The 15,930-nt window shown below is 59.1% G+C and carries 14 protein-coding genes and 2 pseudogenes; 11 read left to right on the top strand and 5 right to left on the bottom strand.

The window, feature by feature from the left end; genetic code table 11:
- Positions 1-2 precede the first annotated feature (2 nt).
- Genes AT6N2_RS19035 through AT6N2_RS19010 form a run of 6 tightly spaced genes read left to right on the top strand, consistent with a single transcriptional unit; the run spans position 3 to position 5,643 of the window.
- Positions 3-1,073, top strand: a complete 1,071-nt coding sequence (locus AT6N2_RS19035; protein WP_063947600.1) for an ABC transporter ATP-binding protein — start codon at positions 3-5, stop codon at positions 1,071-1,073.
- A 53-nt stretch (positions 1,074-1,126) separates the two neighbouring features.
- On the top strand, positions 1,127-2,608 hold the full coding sequence (locus AT6N2_RS19030) for an NAD(P)-binding domain-containing protein (RefSeq protein ID WP_209090764.1): 1,482 nt from the start codon (positions 1,127-1,129) through the stop codon (positions 2,606-2,608).
- Between the two features lie 10 nt (positions 2,609-2,618).
- Positions 2,619-3,212: a 2-hydroxychromene-2-carboxylate isomerase gene (locus tag AT6N2_RS19025; RefSeq protein WP_209090763.1), complete on the top strand. Its 594-nt coding sequence runs from the start codon at positions 2,619-2,621 to the stop codon at positions 3,210-3,212.
- 6 nt (positions 3,213-3,218) lie between these two features.
- Positions 3,219-3,725, top strand: coding sequence for a CMD domain-containing protein (locus AT6N2_RS19020; RefSeq protein ID WP_209090762.1), 507 nt, complete (start codon positions 3,219-3,221; stop codon positions 3,723-3,725).
- 1 nt (position 3,726) lies between these two features.
- Complete coding sequence (locus AT6N2_RS19015) at positions 3,727-4,305, top strand: peroxidase-related enzyme (protein WP_063947596.1); 579 nt, start codon at positions 3,727-3,729, stop codon at positions 4,303-4,305.
- Positions 4,306-5,643: an MATE family efflux transporter gene (locus AT6N2_RS19010; RefSeq protein ID WP_209090761.1), complete on the top strand. Its 1,338-nt coding sequence runs from the start codon at positions 4,306-4,308 to the stop codon at positions 5,641-5,643.
- A gap of 204 nt (positions 5,644-5,847) precedes the next feature.
- On the opposite strand, the gene AT6N2_RS19005 is transcribed toward AT6N2_RS19010, so the two are convergent.
- The 3 genes from AT6N2_RS19005 to AT6N2_RS18995 are packed head-to-tail and all read right to left on the bottom strand — an operon-like array spanning position 5,848 to position 8,671.
- Positions 5,848-6,609, bottom strand: coding sequence for an ABC transporter ATP-binding protein (locus AT6N2_RS19005; RefSeq protein ID WP_209090760.1), 762 nt, complete (start codon positions 6,607-6,609; stop codon positions 5,848-5,850).
- Positions 6,606-7,607 (bottom strand): FecCD family ABC transporter permease, encoded by a 1,002-nt coding sequence (locus tag AT6N2_RS19000; RefSeq protein WP_209091916.1) that lies wholly within the window; start codon positions 7,605-7,607, stop codon positions 6,606-6,608. The genes AT6N2_RS19005 and AT6N2_RS19000 overlap by 4 nt, the downstream gene beginning before the upstream one ends.
- Positions 7,608-7,660: 53 nt before the next feature.
- Positions 7,661-8,671, bottom strand: coding sequence for an ABC transporter substrate-binding protein (locus AT6N2_RS18995; RefSeq protein WP_209091915.1), 1,011 nt, complete (start codon positions 8,669-8,671; stop codon positions 7,661-7,663).
- A 699-nt stretch (positions 8,672-9,370) separates the two neighbouring features.
- Here AT6N2_RS18995 and AT6N2_RS18990 point away from each other — a divergent pair.
- Positions 9,371-10,381, top strand: coding sequence for a helix-turn-helix domain-containing protein (locus AT6N2_RS18990; protein ID WP_209090758.1), 1,011 nt, complete (start codon positions 9,371-9,373; stop codon positions 10,379-10,381).
- 146 nt (positions 10,382-10,527) lie between these two features.
- On the top strand, positions 10,528-12,234 hold the full coding sequence (locus AT6N2_RS18985; protein ID WP_209090757.1) for a ShlB/FhaC/HecB family hemolysin secretion/activation protein: 1,707 nt from the start codon (positions 10,528-10,530) through the stop codon (positions 12,232-12,234).
- Positions 12,235-12,317: 83 nt separating this feature from the next.
- Here the strand turns inward: AT6N2_RS18985 and AT6N2_RS24255 are convergent.
- Positions 12,318-12,448, bottom strand: a pseudogene (locus tag AT6N2_RS24255) (IS6 family transposase); the annotation flags it as partial.
- Between the two features lie 423 nt (positions 12,449-12,871).
- Here AT6N2_RS24255 and AT6N2_RS18980 point away from each other — a divergent pair.
- Complete coding sequence (locus AT6N2_RS18980; protein ID WP_063947588.1) at positions 12,872-13,120, top strand: type II toxin-antitoxin system VapB family antitoxin; 249 nt, start codon at positions 12,872-12,874, stop codon at positions 13,118-13,120.
- Positions 13,117-13,530: a type II toxin-antitoxin system VapC family toxin gene (locus AT6N2_RS18975; protein ID WP_063947587.1), complete on the top strand. Its 414-nt coding sequence runs from the start codon at positions 13,117-13,119 to the stop codon at positions 13,528-13,530. The genes AT6N2_RS18980 and AT6N2_RS18975 overlap by 4 nt, the downstream gene beginning before the upstream one ends.
- Positions 13,531-13,545: 15 nt before the next feature.
- On the opposite strand, the pseudogene AT6N2_RS18970 reads toward AT6N2_RS18975, so the two are convergent.
- Positions 13,546-14,537, bottom strand: a pseudogene (locus tag AT6N2_RS18970) (tyrosine-type recombinase/integrase).
- 198 nt (positions 14,538-14,735) lie between these two features.
- Here AT6N2_RS18970 and AT6N2_RS18965 point away from each other — a divergent pair.
- Positions 14,736-15,836, top strand: coding sequence for an RHE_PE00001 family protein (locus AT6N2_RS18965; RefSeq protein WP_209090756.1), 1,101 nt, complete (start codon positions 14,736-14,738; stop codon positions 15,834-15,836).
- Positions 15,837-15,930: the final 94 nt, after the last annotated feature.

The following is a 15,930-nucleotide window of genomic DNA, read 5'->3' as shown; positions in this document are numbered from 1 at the left end:
TTATGCAGCCGGTTGTTCATTTTAAAAACGTCAACAAGTCTTACGGCGCTTCCCTTGCTGTCGACGATCTGGACCTGGCGGTCGCGCCGGGCCAGTTCGTTACCCTGCTTGGCCCCTCCGGTTGCGGCAAATCCACGACACTGAGAATGCTGGGCGGGTTCGAAACGCCGTCCTCCGGCGAGATCTACCTCGACGGACAGCCGATCTCGCATCTGCCGCCCAATAGGCGCAACGTCAATATCGTCTTTCAGGACTATGCGCTGTTTCCGCACCTGTCAGTCCAGCGCAATATTGCTTTCGGACTTGAATTGAAGGGGCTGGATTCGGCGTCCATCCACCGGCGTGTCATGGAACTCCTCGGTCTCGTCAAGCTGCAGGATTTTGCCGGGCGTATGCCTGAGCAACTGTCGGGCGGTCAGCGCCAGCGCGTGGCCCTTATGCGAGCGCTGGCACCGGACCCGAATGTCTTGTTGCTCGACGAGCCGCTGTCGGCACTCGACGCCAAGCTACGTCATGAGATGCAGATCGAGTTGAAGTCGATCCAGCAGACAACCGGCAAAACCTTCATCTTCGTCACCCATGACCAGGAGGAGGCGCTGACGATGTCCGACGTCGTGGTGGTGATGAACAAGGGGCGGATCGAGCAGATGGGAGCGCCTGATGATCTCTATGCGCGCCCCCGCAGCCGCTTCGTCGCCGACTTCATCGGCCAGAGCAACTTTCTCGAAGGCCGATTGGTGTCTGCCGAGAGCGGGGTCGCTACGGTCGACTGGCAGGGCAGCTTGATCCGGGCCGATCTCAACGGCCACCACCACGCCATTGGCAGCCACGTCACGATTGCGCTGCGTCCGGAAGCTCTGTTCTGTCTGCCCGAGCAGCCCAGTGATCGTTTTGCCCTCAAGGGCCAGATCGAGCGGCGTGTGTTCAAGGGCGCGCACACGACGTTGACTGTCCGTCTGGATAACGGCGCCCTCCTGTCGGCCCAGCTCGATCCGGTGGCGCTCTCGCATCTCGAAGACGAGACGGTCTGGGTGGGTTGGCGCGATCGCGATGCCGTGGTGCTGGCCGATTAATCCTCGTGCCCGTCGGTGCCGATGGGCAACACTATATTTCAGGAGACCACCTGATGACTTTCGAACAGCAAGACCAGACCGGGCAGCAGAGACTAGCTGCGCTCAACGCGCGGGTGAGACAGGATCTGTCCTACCTCAACTATCCCGCAGCAAACTGGTCGAAACCTGTCTCTACCTCAGAGGGCCAGCGCGCCAGTGACGTCGTGATCATCGGCGGCGGCATGTGCGGCCTCGTTGCCTGGCATGCCCTGACACGGGCGGGGATTGCCAATATCCGGATCGTGGACCGGGCCGCAAAAGGCGAGGAGGGGCCCTGGGTGACATATGCACGCATGGAAACCCTGCGCTCGCCCAAGAACTTGCTCGGGCCAGCGCTCGGTATGGCGTCGCTCACCTTCCGGGCGTGGTACACGGCCCGCTTTGGCGAAGAGGCCTGGGAAGAACTCTTCCGCATTCCGCGACCGATGTGGATGGAATATCTGAGCTGGTACCGGCAGGTGATGGAAATCCCGGTTGAAAACAATATCCACGTCACCCGCGTCGTCCCACGGCCCGATGGGCTTCTGGAACTGGAGATCGAGGGTGGAAAGGCTGACCCGATCGTCACCCGGAAACTGGTGATGGCAACGGGGCGCGATGGCCTTGGAGAACCGACGATCCCGGATTTTGTGAAGGGCATGCAGCGCCACGTCAGCTGGGCGCATTCCGCCGACATGATTGATTTTCAGCGTCTGAAAGGGAAACGCGTCGTTGTCATCGGCGTAGGGGCGTCCGCGGTGGACAATGCCGCCGAAGCGCTCGAGCAGGGGGCCGGTGAGGTGCGTCTCCTTGCCAGACGCAAGACAATGCCGACCATCAACAAGTTGATGGGCATCGGATCGTACGGGGTCACCGCCGGCTTCGCGAAAATTGACCCTGAGTGGCGCTGGCGTCTCATGGATTATTCCGTCAAGCAGCAGACCCCCGCGCCCCACAATTCAACGCTGAGGGTGAGCCGGCATCCCAACGCCTATTTCCATTTCGACTGCGGTATCCAATCGATGAAGGAAGAGGGCGGCGAGGTCGTTATCACGACAATCAACGGCCGCGTCTTCCGGACCGATTTCGTGATTTTGGGAACGGGATTCTCAATCGACCCCGTCAGTCGTCCCGAACTCGACATTTTCAACCGGCAGATCGCGTGCTGGCAGGACCGCTACACACCGCCAGCAGGTGAGGAAAACCCGGGTCTTGGCAGGTTTCCCTGGCTGCAAGACGACTTCTCCTTCACCGAGAAAGAGCCGGGTGCCGCCCCTTGGTTGCGGCACATCCATTGTTTCAATTACGGTTCATCGGTCAGTCTGGGCAAAGTCAGCGGCGATATTCCGGCCATCAGCGAAGGTGCGCTCTGGCTCGCGCGGGGTATCGCCGCTTCGCTGTTCATTGCCGACATCGATCATCACTGGGAAGCGCTGAAGGCTTACGAAAAGCCCGAACTTGATGGGTCGGAATGGACCGATGCGGATGCTGACCCCACCATGCAGAAAACAGCCTGAGGTTAAGGCGATGAGCAAAAGAACCGTTTATTATTACCACGCGCTCAGTTCGCCCTGGGCCTATCTGGGCTGGCCGCAGTTCAAGGCGCTGATCGAAAAGTACGATCTTGATGTCGTCACCCGCCCCACCCGCATCGTCACCGAAAACGGTGGCGTTCCACTTCGTTCCAGACCGCAGCCGCGGCAGGACTACCACGCCGTCGAACTGGACCGCTGGCGCAAGCGTCTGGGTATGCCGCTGGTGCTGAAGCCCAGATATTATCCGACCAACAACGAGTTTTCCGCGCGTATGGTGATTGCGGCTGACAGACAGGGCCTGCCTGCACTGGAACTCAGTCACGCGCTTCTGCGCGCCCTATGGGCGGAAGAAAAGGACGTCACTGATCCGGACGTTCGTATCGAGGTTGCAAACAGTCTTGGTCTTGACGGCCGCTCACTTCAAGCGCTCGAAGACATGCCGGAAATCATGGCTGCCTGGCATGACAGCCACGCCGAAGCACAGTCTCGTGGTGTTTTTGGGACCCCCACCTGGGTTTATCGCGACACGCTCTATTGGGGGCAGGACCGCCTGACCTTTCTGGATGATGCTCTTTCCGAGGATTGAAAAACAATGACAGCAGCACCTTCAGAAGACGTGATCGATCGCGTCCTCGGCCTTGATGAAAGCTCCGATCTGCTGAAACTCCGCGAGCGACGTTCGAAGCTCAAACACCTGACGCAGACCAGCTATCTTGCAGCTTTGCGGCCGGCAGAGCCGCGCAACTTTTCCTACGCCTTGCGGGCGGCACTTGCCGCGCGTATGTCCGCTTTATGGAAGGCGAAAGAACTCCATGCGCACTACATTGAGCGGCTTGCCGAGGAGGAGGGAGGCTCCGACCACGCATCAGTCGCCGATCCGTCATCGGTCCTTCAGCAAGCGGATTCCCGTTTGCAAGCGATCCTGAACCACGTTGATCTCGTGACCCTTACGCCGAAGAATGCGACCCGGGAAAACATAGAGAGACTCTACGCCGTCGGTCTCGACGACCGCGATATTGTCACGCTCGCCGGCCTTATTGCCTATGTGAATTATCAGGTGCTGGTCGTCGCCGGCCTCAAGATGATGAGGGACAATTGATATGTCACAGCCTGTCCATGAATTCACCCTCGATGCGCTTGACTGGCATCCCTACGTCAAGCCTGTCGATCTCGCGACGGCGACGCCCGAGCAATTGTCGGCCCTGAAAGTCACCCCTTCCAATACGAAGGTATCCGCCTATGTTCTGGTGCTCGCCAATGAGGCGGAGGCGCTAAACGAGCGCACCCCGCTCTTCAACGATATCATGTATAGTGAAGGCGGATTATCACGCGGTGGGCGCGAGATCGGCGCGCTGGCGGCGTCCTTCGTCAATCACTGCATCTACTGCGCCGCGGTTCACGCCAACCGTTATATTCAGCTTGAGAAACGGCCCGAGGTCGTTGACGAGATATACGAGAACGGGCTGGATGCGGACCTTCCTGATTTCGAGCAGGCGCTGTTCAATTTCGGTGTCGATCTGACCGCACATCCAGACAATGTGGGGGTCTATCAATTTTATCACTTGCGGGAAATGGGCCTGGATGATCTTGAAATTCTCGATCTCATCCATTCCATCGCCATCTTCGGCTGGGCGAACCGGCTGATGCATACGTTGGGTGAACCACATCGGAAAGAATAATTGAAGGCAACGGCAATCACCGGGACCGAGGCAGCTGTCCGCCCGTTCAGCGTCGCGCATCGCGATGTCCTCAAGATCGCGATACCGATGATGATCGCCTATCTGTCGACACCGCTTGTCGGTCTTGTGGCGACGGGCGTCATCGCGCATATGCGAAACGAGGCGCTGGTGGGGGGCGTGGCGTTGGCCTCCGTGATCTTCGACGTCATCTTCGTGACCTTCAATTTCCTGCGTGGTGCCACAACCGGCTTTACGGCACAGGCAATGGGCGCCGGCGACCGGGTGGCTGAACAGCGCATGTTGCTGAGCGGCCTTATCATCGCACTGGTAGCCGGTCTCTTGCTGCTGCTGCTCCAGGGTCCGATCGGGGTGCTCGGCATGAGCGTTATGGGCGCAGATGGGATTGTCGCGGAAGCCGCCACGACCTACTTCCACTGGCGCATCTGGTCGGCCCCCTTCGTTCTTTTCAATTTTGTCGCCTTCGGCTGGCTCATTGGCCGCGGTGAGGCCATGTGGAGCATGATCCTCCAGACACTGCTGAATGGCTTGAATGCCGCCCTCAGCATGCACTGGGTCATAGGGCTCGGCTGGGGAGTGGAAGGTGTCGCGATCGCTACACTGGTTTCAGAAGCCGTGACCGCTGTGGCCGGCGCAGTTTTGATCCTCGCCAAGACCGATCGCTCGGCCTGGCGCCTCCCGGACATACCCGCGATCAGACGATCTTTCGCGGTCAATGGCGATATGATGATCCGCTCCTTCGCGTTGCTGATCGGCCTGTCTTTTTTTACACGCCAGAGCGGCTTCCTCGGCATCGACGTCCTTGCCGCCAACACTATTCTGTTGCGGTTCTATTTCTTCGGCGTCGCCTTCCTCGATGGTGTCGCTACAGCGGCAGAACAACTTGCAGGCCGCGCCGTCGGCGCATGTTACAGACCCGCCTTCGATCGCACGATCAAACTGACGACACTTTGGGGTGTCATTTTCGCAGCGCTGGTTTCCTTGGCGTTCCTGGCTGGCGGGGATTGGGTCATCGCGCTGACTGCGCCTACCGATGCCGTCGCGAGACTGGCCGACAGCTATCTGATCTACGTTGTGGTTCTGCCTGTCGTCGGCATCATCGCCTTTCAGATGGACGGCGTCTATATCGGTTCCACATGGTCCCGCCAGATGCGCAACCTCATGGTGGCATCCCTGATCATCTATTTCGCCGCCTGGGCGGTCCTTCAGCCGCTTTATGGCAACGATGGCCTATGGATTTCCCTGCTGTTGTTCCAGGGCGCTCGAAGCATCGCCTTTCGTTTCATGCTTCCGAAGCTAGCGGCGGCGACGTTCCGGTAAAGATGTGGCGGAAGGCTTTCGATTGGCAATCAGCCTTTAGGCAATGATCGCAATAGAGGTATCGCCCACGACATCTGAGGATATTGCTCAGGAGGATTTGCGCAGGCGCGACGACCCGGGATCATAAAGCAGTCCGGTCTCGTCATCGTGATAGAGTGTTACGATTCCTACGATGGAACTTTCACGTCACATCGAAGGCGGCGATCACCGCACAAAATGAATGTGTGGCTTTCCATGGTAGGGGGAGGGAGAGACGTGGGCGTCTACGGAGAAGACGTCGCGGAGCATCTCGCGGGTCAGCACATCTTCGGGGGTGCCCGCAGCGACGACTTTTCCAGCCTGCATGACGAGCAACCGGTCGCAAAACATTGCCGCATGGTTCAGGTCGTGCAGCGCAATGATGCTGGTGACGGCGAGCTCGGAGACGAGGCGCAGAAGGCTGATCTGGTGATGAACGTCGAGATGGTTGGTGGGTTCATCAAGGATGAGTTCTGTCGGCGCCTGGGCAAGCGCTCGGGCAAGGTGAGTGCGCTGTTTCTCGCCGCCGGACAGGCTCTGCCAGGCGTCGTTCCGTTTGCCGGTCAGTTCCGTGCGATCGAGCGCACGGTTGACTGCCGCCTCGTCGTCGCTGGTCCAGCCGGTAAACATCGATCGATGCGGGAAGCGGCCAAGCTTGACGACATCCACGACCTTGAGATTGGCGTTGGTGGTGGCGTGCTGCTCTATGAACGCCACGCGTTGCGCGATCGATTTTCTCCGGATCCTGCCGATATCCTGTCCGTCAAGTGTGATCTGTCCCGAAAAAGGGCGATTGAGCCCGGCAAGGAGGCGAAGCAGGGATGTCTTGCCCGAGCCGTTTGGCCCGAGCAGTCCCAGCATTTCGCCAGGCCTGGCAATGAGCGACACGTCGTTGACGATCGTCTTGGAACCGACCTTCCAGACCAGATTGTTGGCCTTTATGCTCATGATGCTCGCTGCAGCTTGTAGAGAATGACCGAGAAGAAGGGGACGCCCACCAGGGCTGTGACCACACCGATAGGCAGGACCTGTTGCGGGACCAGGGTGCGCGACGCAATGTCCGCCAGAACCATGAAAACCGCGCCTGTAACCGCACAGGCCGGCAGGAGCCGCGCGTGAAGGGGGCCTACAACGAAGCGGGCAGCATGCGGAACGACAAGACCCACAAAGCCGATCGTGCCAACCATGCTGACGATCGTGGCCGTCATGATCGCGGTCAGTGCAAAGAGAATGACCCGGGTGCGCCCAACATCGATACCAAGGGACGAAGCGGCCTCATCACCAAAGGCGAAGGCATCAAGAACGCGGGAGTAAAAGAGGCACACAACCAGGCCCAAGCCGACCACGACCGAAACAAGGGCAAATTCCGGCCAGCGGACACCGCCGAAACTGCCCAGAAGCCAGAACATGACGTCGCGTGCCTGCTGGGCATTTCCAGAGGTGGTCACAATATAGGAGGTTGCCGCGTTGAAAAGTTGCGACGTGGCGACACCCGCGAGGATCGTTCGGTCTGCTCCGCCGCGCGCGCCGTTTGACAGCAGCGCGACAAACACAAATGCCGCAAAAGCGCCAGCGAAAGCCCCGGCTGAAAGCGAGAAGGCACCGGCGCCAATGCCGAGGATGACGACTGCGACGGCGCCGGTCGATGCGCCGGCGGAAATGCCAAGCACGTATGGCTCGGCCAGCGGGTTGCGCAACAGCGCTTGCATGATGGCGCCACACAGCGCCAGCCCCGCGCCGCAGAAGACCGCGACCAAAGCCCGGCTCAGCCGATACTCCCAGATCACGGTCTCATGAATCCGGTTGAGCTCGACCGTCGTCCAGCCCAGCTTGTTGGTGATGGCCGCATATGTCGTCGACAGGGGGATTGGCATGTCGCCAATTCCCACGCTGATGCCGACCGCAAGCGCGATGGCAACAAGCGAACCAAGCGCGATCCCCACCATGGCGGGGACCCGTTTCGCGTGGTTGCCTGACGATGTGAGGCCGGTCTGCGTTGTCACTTCAGACCAAGCGTCTTAAGTTGGTGAGCGATCTGCTCGGCGCCATAGATCGTGCGCACCGTCGGGTTCATGGCCTGACCATCCATGACGACGATCGCATTGTTCTTCACCGCCTGCATCTGGCTCGTGCCCGGATCGCTCTTCAGGAATTTGATCTTGGCCTCGGACTTATCGAGGTCCCATCGGTTGCGATCAACCTGTGCGACAACGATGACGTCCGGATTGCTGGCGATGATGCTCTCCCATCCAAGAGCAGGCGATTCTGCCTCGGACGTAATGGCGTTCGTTCCACCGAGCACATCGGCGATAAAGCCGGATGCACTGTTCTTGCCGCCAAGATAAGCATCGGCGGACGGAGAGGGGCTGGAGAACCAGAAGACGTAGGACAGCTTCTTCCCGTCCTTTGGTGCATCGGCACGCAGCGCAGCCTCGCGCTTCTTCAGGTCGGCGATCAGCGCGTCTCCGCGGTCGGACACGTTGAATATCTGTGCGAGTTCGTTGATTTCCTGATACAGGCCGTCCATGGTCCAGAGTTTCGACCGGTCGCCGTAACCGAATTTGTCCTTGGCGGCGCCATCCGCAACGCAGGTGCTTGGCGAAATGTAGCTCGGCACGCCGATCTTGTCGAAATCTTCCCGCTTGGCGACCTTGCTCGAGGGGCCGAGCAGGCTTGGCAGCGCGGCCGCCACGAAATCCGGATTTTGCGCCAGAATGGCCTCGAAGGTTGGGAACTCGACGGTCAGAACCTTGACCTTCGCATTGGCTTCAGCAAGTTGCGGAAGAACCTTGTTCGGCCAAAAAGCTGTGCCGACCATTTTGTCCTCGAGACCGAGAAGCAGCATGATCTCCGCGCTGTTCTGCCCAAGCCCGACGGCGCGCTCCGGCGCTTTTTCGAACGTAACCTTCGCGCCGCAATTTTCAATGGTCAGTGGATAGGTTGTAGACGCAGCTAAAGTAGGCGCAGCCAGCATGCCAAAAATTGCGCAAATACCAGCACGTGTAAGCATCCTGTTCATCGTCTCGCTCATCCTTCTGCGGCCTCGACCAAGTTTCGGCATTCTGTAATCGCCGGCAATGAGAAAAACAAGATTATAATCCTCATCTTTTTCGTTTCAGAAAAACCAAGTATTCTTGGCTATACACGCGCGAGCGATGACGATCATTCGGCGGTGAACCGACTTTCTCGTTGTTCATGGCGGGCGCATCGCAAGCAGAAGCGGCGGGCGGTTTGCTGGTTGCGCTGAACTCACCGTCAATGCCGCCGCCAGCACGGACCTAGGCTCAGGACTCGTTTTCTGCGTGGAAACCAACTGTTCTGTCGCCCTCGATCTCGGCGAATGGTTGGAGAAACACTGGATCGTCCGAGTTCACCGGACTCGCGGCCATGCGCAAACGCAGGATCAAGCGCTGGCATCAGATGCTGCAGAATCGCACCCTGTCGCAAGATCATGTCGTTCAGGATGACCTGTAAGCACAGATCGCTTGCGATCTCCAAGTGAGCCTCGACAATCCCACCCCGGCCGACACCCATTTCGGACGCGGCCACGGCATCCTGTTCGGACGCGAAAGGATTAAGCCCGACACTATCAAACAGCGCCGCTTGAACCGTCAAACCAAAGCAGCTTAAATCAAACCTGCAAACAGCCGAATACTCCATTTTTCCACCCCAAAAAATTTTTAATCATTCGACGACGGATAATAGCCTTATGTCTTTGCTTTCATCTCATTTTGACTCCCGACTTTTTCCGGCACCCATTGCGCTCAGCTTGTGGCACGATCAGATTTCCGTGATTTTCGACTCGCGCCCGCGGCAATCGGTCGAAGAAGGTTTTTTCGCATCCGTAGATGCTTACCTCGTCGGAGAGGTCGCCGTCGGCTTCATGAGAAGCCGGGCACAGCTCTTTGATCGATCTCGCCGAAAAATTGCACGCGACGGCATGGATGGCTATATCCTGCAGTTTTACACCGACGGGACGAGTGAAGATCGCCAGGGCCGGCATGCCGCCCGTCCTGGCGATCTTTACGTTCTTGACATGGCTCAGCCGATTGCCACAAGCGTCACGGATCATTCTCATCTCAGTCTCATCGTTCCACGCCGCATGCTGGCTCCCTTGCTAAAGGCACCTGACGAATGCCATGAACGCGTAGTGCCGGCTGGGTTGCCGATCGTGGCGCTGTTGCGCGACACGATGGCGAGCTATTTCCAAAATCTGGTAGACATGCCTGTGGAGACCGCAGAAGCCGTTCTTCGCCCCTTGCTCGATCTGGTTGCGGTCGCGATAAGCGGCCAAGTCGATGAGGAAAAGACGGCATCGCTCAATTTCGCGCTTTTCGCCAGTGTGCGCCGGTATGTCGAAGCCAATCTTCTTGACTCTGATCTGGACGCACAGGTTGTCGCCGCCACTTTTGGATTATCTCGTCGTAGCCTTTATAGGATGTTCGAGTCGACGGGGGGCTTTGTCCATTATGTGCAAGAGCGGCGACTCCGTAGAGCGCATGCTGCCTTGCGGGCGCTTGAGACCCGCCATGTACCTATCGCGACGATCGCCGACAAGCACGGCTTTCCGAATCCGGAAAACTTCAGTCGTGCTTTTCGCCGTCTGTTCGGGATGACGCCGAGGGAGGCAAGGGGGCTGGCTCTCGCTCTTTCACAAGGGCCACGTGTCGGAGAACCGCAAACGGCCTGGAGCCACTGGATCGGTCAGATCGGAAGGTGACGCCCCGAGCGCTTGGACCGCTGTCCGCATCGTGCCGCAAACTATGAATCTCAAACAAGAACTATGAATGCCGGCCGGATGCATTGCTGTATGCATTCGGTCCGTGTCAGCGGATGGGCAACGTCGATCTTTGAAAGGCCTGTCTCGTGTCACGCGCCGTACTTCCCGGACTAGCACTCGCCGCCCAACTTTGTGCTCCCGCGCTTGCCCAGGATGCCGGTGCACTCTTGCGCGACCGTGAGGTCCAGTCTGTGCAAACGCCGCCGAAGGCATTGCCCCTAAAGGCGAAAGACAATCGATCCGAGGCCGGCACGGTCGCGTCGGGAGGCATGACCGTAAAAGTCAGCCACCTGATCTTCTCAGGCAAGACAAGTCTGCTTTCTCCGGACGAGCGAACGCGGCTTGTCGATGCCGCCGCCGGAAAGGTCTTCGATCTTGCCGGTCTGCGCGACCTCACCTCGCAGGTGACGAGGCTTGCACAATCGAAAGGGCGCATGTTTGCGCGGGCGTTTCTACCGCCACAGGACGTCACCGAAGGCGTGGTCGAAATCGCCTTGATGGAAGCCCGTGTCGAGGACGTCGGACTGGTCCGGGTGGGATCTGTCCGGGTGAGGGACGAGATCCTGCGAGGGGTCGAGCATCGTTACCTGCAAGATCGCTATTCAATGACGGAGCAGCAACTAGAGGCAGCGTTGCTGCAGATGAACAGTCTGCCGGGCTTGAAGGTCCGCGCAAGCGTGGAAGCAGGGGACAGCCCGGGCACCTCGAAAGTTTCGATCGGCATCGAAGAAGGCCCCCTGTTTTCCGGACATATCTGGACAGACAGTTTCGGTTCGGCAAGCACCGGAAGAGCCGAAGGCAATGCGCTTGTCAGTCTTAGCGACCCTTTGGGTTATGGCGAGCAATTCCGCTTCCAAAGCGTCGCCTCCCAGGGGATGGCCTACGGCCGGTTTTCAGGCAGTGCTCCCCTCGGCAGCGCAGGCACTTTCCTGAATGGGGCTTACAGCTATCTGACCTATCGCGACGTGACCGATACCGGGCGCGCGGCGGGTCTTGAGGGGGACGGGCATCAGCTGGCTTTCGGGCTTACCCATCCTATCCTTCGTGACCGGGCTACGGAAGTGACGTTTGGCGGGGTCGTGACGGGAAAGGCACTCCGGAACGGTTCTGCGGCCGGGGATATTGATGACAAACGTCTTCTCACCGGCACGCTGTCTCTGAGCGGAGTTCAAAGGGATTTCGGTGGGACAACGAACTGGGGGCTGGACGTCACCTACGGTGCCCTTGATCTCTCTCGCGTGGCAACCTCGGCCGCCGCCGCCGCCGCCGGCCTCCGTACGGAAGGCGGGTTCTCTCGTCTGAACGCCCGTATCGAACGCCAGCAGCGCCTGGCGGACCGCTGGACCTTGATTGCGCGCGTGAGCGGCCAGTGGGCTTCGACGAACCTAGACTCCTCAGAGGAAATCGCCCTCGGCGGTCCCTACGCCGTACGCGGTTGGCCCATTGGCGAGGCTTCCGCCGACACGGGTGCGATCGGAACGCTGGAACTGCGTCACGACCTGGCCGTCCCGGAGGAGTGGGGACAGTTTCGACTGGGCGGTTTCCTTGATGGCGGCTATGCGAAGATCAATGCGCGTCCGCGCGGCACCGCACTCTCCACAGCCACGAAGGAGAACGAATACGCACTCTTTGCCACGGGGCTCACCCTCGGCTGGCAGCGCGAGAACCTTTCGCTGACTGCCGGCTGGGGCATGGGTCTCGGTGACAATCCGGGTCGCAGTGCGAACGGTGCCAACGTGGACGGCGGCACGGGCCGCCATCAGTTCTGGTTGTCCGGACGTGTAAGCTTTTAGGAGGAACGAGCATGAGGAAACGTTATGCATGCGTGCTGATGGCGCTGATGGCAGGCACGGCGCTTTCGGGGCCCGTCTTCGCCGACTCCACGGGTAGCTAGCAAATCCTCGACCATCCGCAGGCTGAGGGGGAAGCGGAAATAGAGCCACACCGCGTGGGTATGATTTCAGCGGGAAAGCGATGGCGGCGATAGAGCGGATCACGGTGTGCCATGGCCTAGCATCGCACAGCCATTAGGACGTTTTGGGACTGGTGATGGATTGGCGACTTGCCGCTTTGCCATGGTCTTCTCGCGCGCCTTTCGGGTCCTTTGTGCAAAAGGAGTCCATGAGAAGATGACCCGTTGCAAGTAGGTCTATAACCCAAGTTCAAGGTCATGAGGTTCGAAACGCGGCGGTCGATGGAGTAACAACCTAATGTGGATATGAACCGTTATGGTCGCCGTCTACGTCGGTAATTACTTAGAGTAGGGCGTTGTGAAGAAGAGATGTGACGGTCGGCACGCGGAAGGTACCATGCAGTATGGCAAAACATACGACACCAAGGGTGAAACACTAGATAGCCATCAAGATGGCATGTGCCATCTTGATGGCGAGAAGGTTTGAGGGTACAGTGGGTCTTGAAAAGGAGTATTCCATGGTAACCCCGCAACTATCTGTCCGCAGTTCCAAAGCTCGCGACCTTGCTCATAAGCTCGCCCGCCGAGAAAATCGCACGATCGCCGATATCGTTGAGCGCGCCCTCGAAACCTATGAGGCTCGTGAGGCAGGGCGTGAACCCGCTGCGAAATTTTACAGCCGTCTTTCATCGCAGTCGGGTACGGATATCGATCTCGATAGCATCATCGATGAGAACAGACGTCCTCACAAAGGCGTCGAGCTTTGATTTTTCTCGACACGAATGTGATGTCGGAGACTTTGAAGAAAGCTCCCGATTCAGCGGTCATAGCATGGCTGGTTCGTCACGATGCCGAATTGGCATTGCCGACGATTGCAGTTGCTGAAATCGCTTTTGGTATCCAAAAGATCAGGCCGGATCAGCGCGCCGATCGCTTGGACGAGGGACTTTTGAGTTGGCGCCGCCGTTTCTCTGACAAGATGTTTGCCTTTACTGAAGAAGCTGCATTGGCCTATGGCGATATCATGGGAGACGCTGCGCGGCAGGGGAGGGGGATGTCGGTTCCCGACGGCATGATCGCGGCGATAGCGCGGATCAATGGTGGCCGGTTGGCAACCCGAAACCTTAAAGATTTCGAGACAACGGGGCTCGAATTGATCTCGCCCTGGCAATTCTGACAGTGAGACCCGCTCCTACAACAATCGTGCCGCTCGCCCGCTTCTGCGGGTGGCGCTGTTGTAATAGCAATACGCCTGCTGAACCGACCGATGCCGTGATTGCTCCAGCGCTTAGGGAGGGGAATGCCTCGGTTTACCGCTTCCGTCAGATAGCCAGACCGTTGTCCATGCGCCGAAAACTCTCCCGCGTCCAATCCAGCCATTTCCGCCCGCTGCTTGATGATGGCATTGACCGACTGCGGATCGAGCGCCCGTTTCGAAACGGTGCCCTATTTCCCGATCCCAAGAAACTCGCTTCCCTTGCCGCTTTTTGCGACCGTCATCCAGACTTTCAGCGCCTCCACCGGCCGCCCGGTCAGATAGACGGTATTGTCCTGCTCGACAGTCGCGGTTTTCGTCCGCCCAAGATGAATTGCACGAGAGGGGAGGGAAGGACCGCCTGGCATCTCGATCGGCGGCTCGATGGTCAGCTGCTCCACACGAAGCCCGACGATTTCGCTGCGCCGGCGGCCGCCAGAGGCAGAGGTGACCATCAGGATTGCCTTGTCGCGTAGGTCGCGCAAGCTGTCGGAGGCGCAGGTCGCCAGCAGCTTCGTCAGAACATCGGCTGTAACTGCTTTTGCGCTCCTGCGCGCTCGGGCTCGCGGAACGGCGCGCACGGCCAGACGAATGGCGGATTTGAGGGCAGGGGTCGATCGCTCGCTTCTCCGGATCCCAGAGATGATGCGCCACGAATTTTAGGAGCAGCGCTTCGGTCGCCGGCCACGGCTGAGATTTGCCTGCCGCTGCCAGGCCCTAGGCTTCGAGATAGGCCAGATCGGACGTCAGTGCCCGAAGCGTGTTGGCCCGATACCGGCGTTGACCAGGTGGTGTAGCGTTTCGATGTCCTAGTTGGTCAAAAGTTCGGCCAGTTCGTCCCGACGTTCGAGTGGAAGCACGGACGCAATCGTGTAGAGCTCTTCGGCACGCCGCTCGACGGATGTCTGTGATTTTGAAGGTGCGGCCACGGAGGCTCCAAGTTGACTGGTTTTGCGGCCGTTCTGGCCCTACTTTGCTGCGATCCTGTCTGATTTGCGGCTTCAGATCAGCAACCGTCGATAAGGGATACCTATCGTTAGTGAATAGTCGCGTCAACACCAGGCAATGAGTGACGCTAGTAAACGTTGATATTGCTTTCTTTACGAAGCTGATGCAATTTAAATTCAATGGTTTATGATCTCGCCAAAATCGATCTGAGAGAGCTGAACTCCCCCGCCGCCCGTGCTGGCGAAGCTTTGGCGCGCTTTGACGAGCGCATCGCTCGCTCGTCGATCCGCGACGGCTTCCTCGAACGGCAAAACTTCGCTGACGCCATCGCCTCGCTTTGGGTGGATGGCGAACTCGTTCACCTCGAGGACCTCGTCCTGCATGACGCCCGCCTCGACATCCGCACGCCCACCCATGAACTGACCATTGCTCACTCGATCCTGCGTACCCGTCGCCTGATTTCCGGCCGTCCGCCTGAATGGGCGCTCAGCGCGACAGGTCTTGCGCGTCTGCGGGGGAAGGGGGCAGGTGACGCGCCCGAGCTGCCCCGGACTGGTTTGGCGCGCCCAGCAGGCGCAGCCGACGATTCTTTTGCACTCGATGAGGATGGCACCCCCCACGACGATTTCGCCGAGATCGATGCGGTGCTGGCACGGAGCACGGCCGTTCTGAATGGATCCTTTGTTCCGCGATCTGCAGGCGAGCGTGATCCGCTGGTCTACGATGTTGACTGGGATGAGGACGAGCGGTTGGAGCAGTGGCGTATGGTCATCAACGAGACAGACGGTCTCTCACCTGTGTTGCGCAGCGCCATTTTGCTCGATGCCTGGAACGCGATCGAGGTGCTTCAGCATCGAACTGAACTCGGCCGCCAGCTGGTCGCTTCGCTCATGCGCCGCGACGGCACGACGCCCGCCCATTTACCGGCGCTCAATGTCGGACTGCGTAGCGTCCGGCGGGAGCAGCGGCACGCCGCAAGCCGGATGACGCGGTTGATGGCGATGGTCGAAGCATTCACGGCGGCCGCCGAACTGGGGATGAAGGAGCATGACCGCATTCTGCTTGCCCGCCAGCAGCTGGACCGGCAGGCGTCAAAAAAGCGCGCTAACTCTAACCTGTCGAGGCTGGTCGACCTGGTCGTGGCGCGGCCGGTCGTGTCGGCGAACCTGATCGCTAAGGACCTACAGGTGACGCCGCAAGGTGCCCGGCATCTGGCCGCACAACTGCCGCTTCGGGAGATGACGGGGAGGGGGAGATTTCGGGCATGGGGTTTGCTGTAAGGTGTGGAAGTGACCAATGAGACGGAAATTTCTAAGTTTCGCGAGGAGTCAGTGAGCGGTGAATTGTCGGTGAAAAATCTGTCGCAAAGCCATT

It is taken from the genome of Agrobacterium tumefaciens, from assembly GCF_017726655.1.
Classification (GTDB): Bacteria; Pseudomonadota; Alphaproteobacteria; order Rhizobiales; family Rhizobiaceae; genus Agrobacterium; species Agrobacterium tumefaciens_B.
This window is presented reverse-complemented; position numbering and strand designations above follow the sequence as displayed.

What these genes read in the sequence shown, in the direction of transcription:
- AT6N2_RS19035 (WP_063947600.1), top strand. Translation starts at nt 3, where the DNA reads ATGCAGCCGGTTGTTCATTTTAAAAACGTCAACAAGTCTTACGGCGCT.
- AT6N2_RS19030 (WP_209090764.1), top strand. Translation starts at nt 1,127, where the DNA reads ATGACTTTCGAACAGCAAGACCAGACCGGGCAGCAGAGACTAGCTGCG.
- AT6N2_RS19025 (WP_209090763.1), top strand. Translation starts at nt 2,619, where the DNA reads ATGAGCAAAAGAACCGTTTATTATTACCACGCGCTCAGTTCGCCCTGG.
- AT6N2_RS19020 (WP_209090762.1), top strand. Translation starts at nt 3,219, where the DNA reads ATGACAGCAGCACCTTCAGAAGACGTGATCGATCGCGTCCTCGGCCTT.
- AT6N2_RS19015 (WP_063947596.1), top strand. Translation starts at nt 3,727, where the DNA reads ATGTCACAGCCTGTCCATGAATTCACCCTCGATGCGCTTGACTGGCAT.
- AT6N2_RS19005 (WP_209090760.1), bottom strand. Translation starts at nt 6,609, where the DNA reads ATGAGCATAAAGGCCAACAATCTGGTCTGGAAGGTCGGTTCCAAGACG.
- AT6N2_RS19000 (WP_209091916.1), bottom strand. Translation starts at nt 7,607, where the DNA reads ATGGTGGGGATCGCGCTTGGTTCGCTTGTTGCCATCGCGCTTGCGGTC.
- AT6N2_RS18995 (WP_209091915.1), bottom strand. Translation starts at nt 8,671, where the DNA reads ATGCTTACACGTGCTGGTATTTGCGCAATTTTTGGCATGCTGGCTGCG.
- AT6N2_RS18990 (WP_209090758.1), top strand. Translation starts at nt 9,371, where the DNA reads ATGTCTTTGCTTTCATCTCATTTTGACTCCCGACTTTTTCCGGCACCC.
- AT6N2_RS18980 (WP_063947588.1), top strand. Translation starts at nt 12,872, where the DNA reads ATGGTAACCCCGCAACTATCTGTCCGCAGTTCCAAAGCTCGCGACCTT.
- AT6N2_RS18965 (WP_209090756.1), top strand. Translation starts at nt 14,736, where the DNA reads ATGGTTTATGATCTCGCCAAAATCGATCTGAGAGAGCTGAACTCCCCC.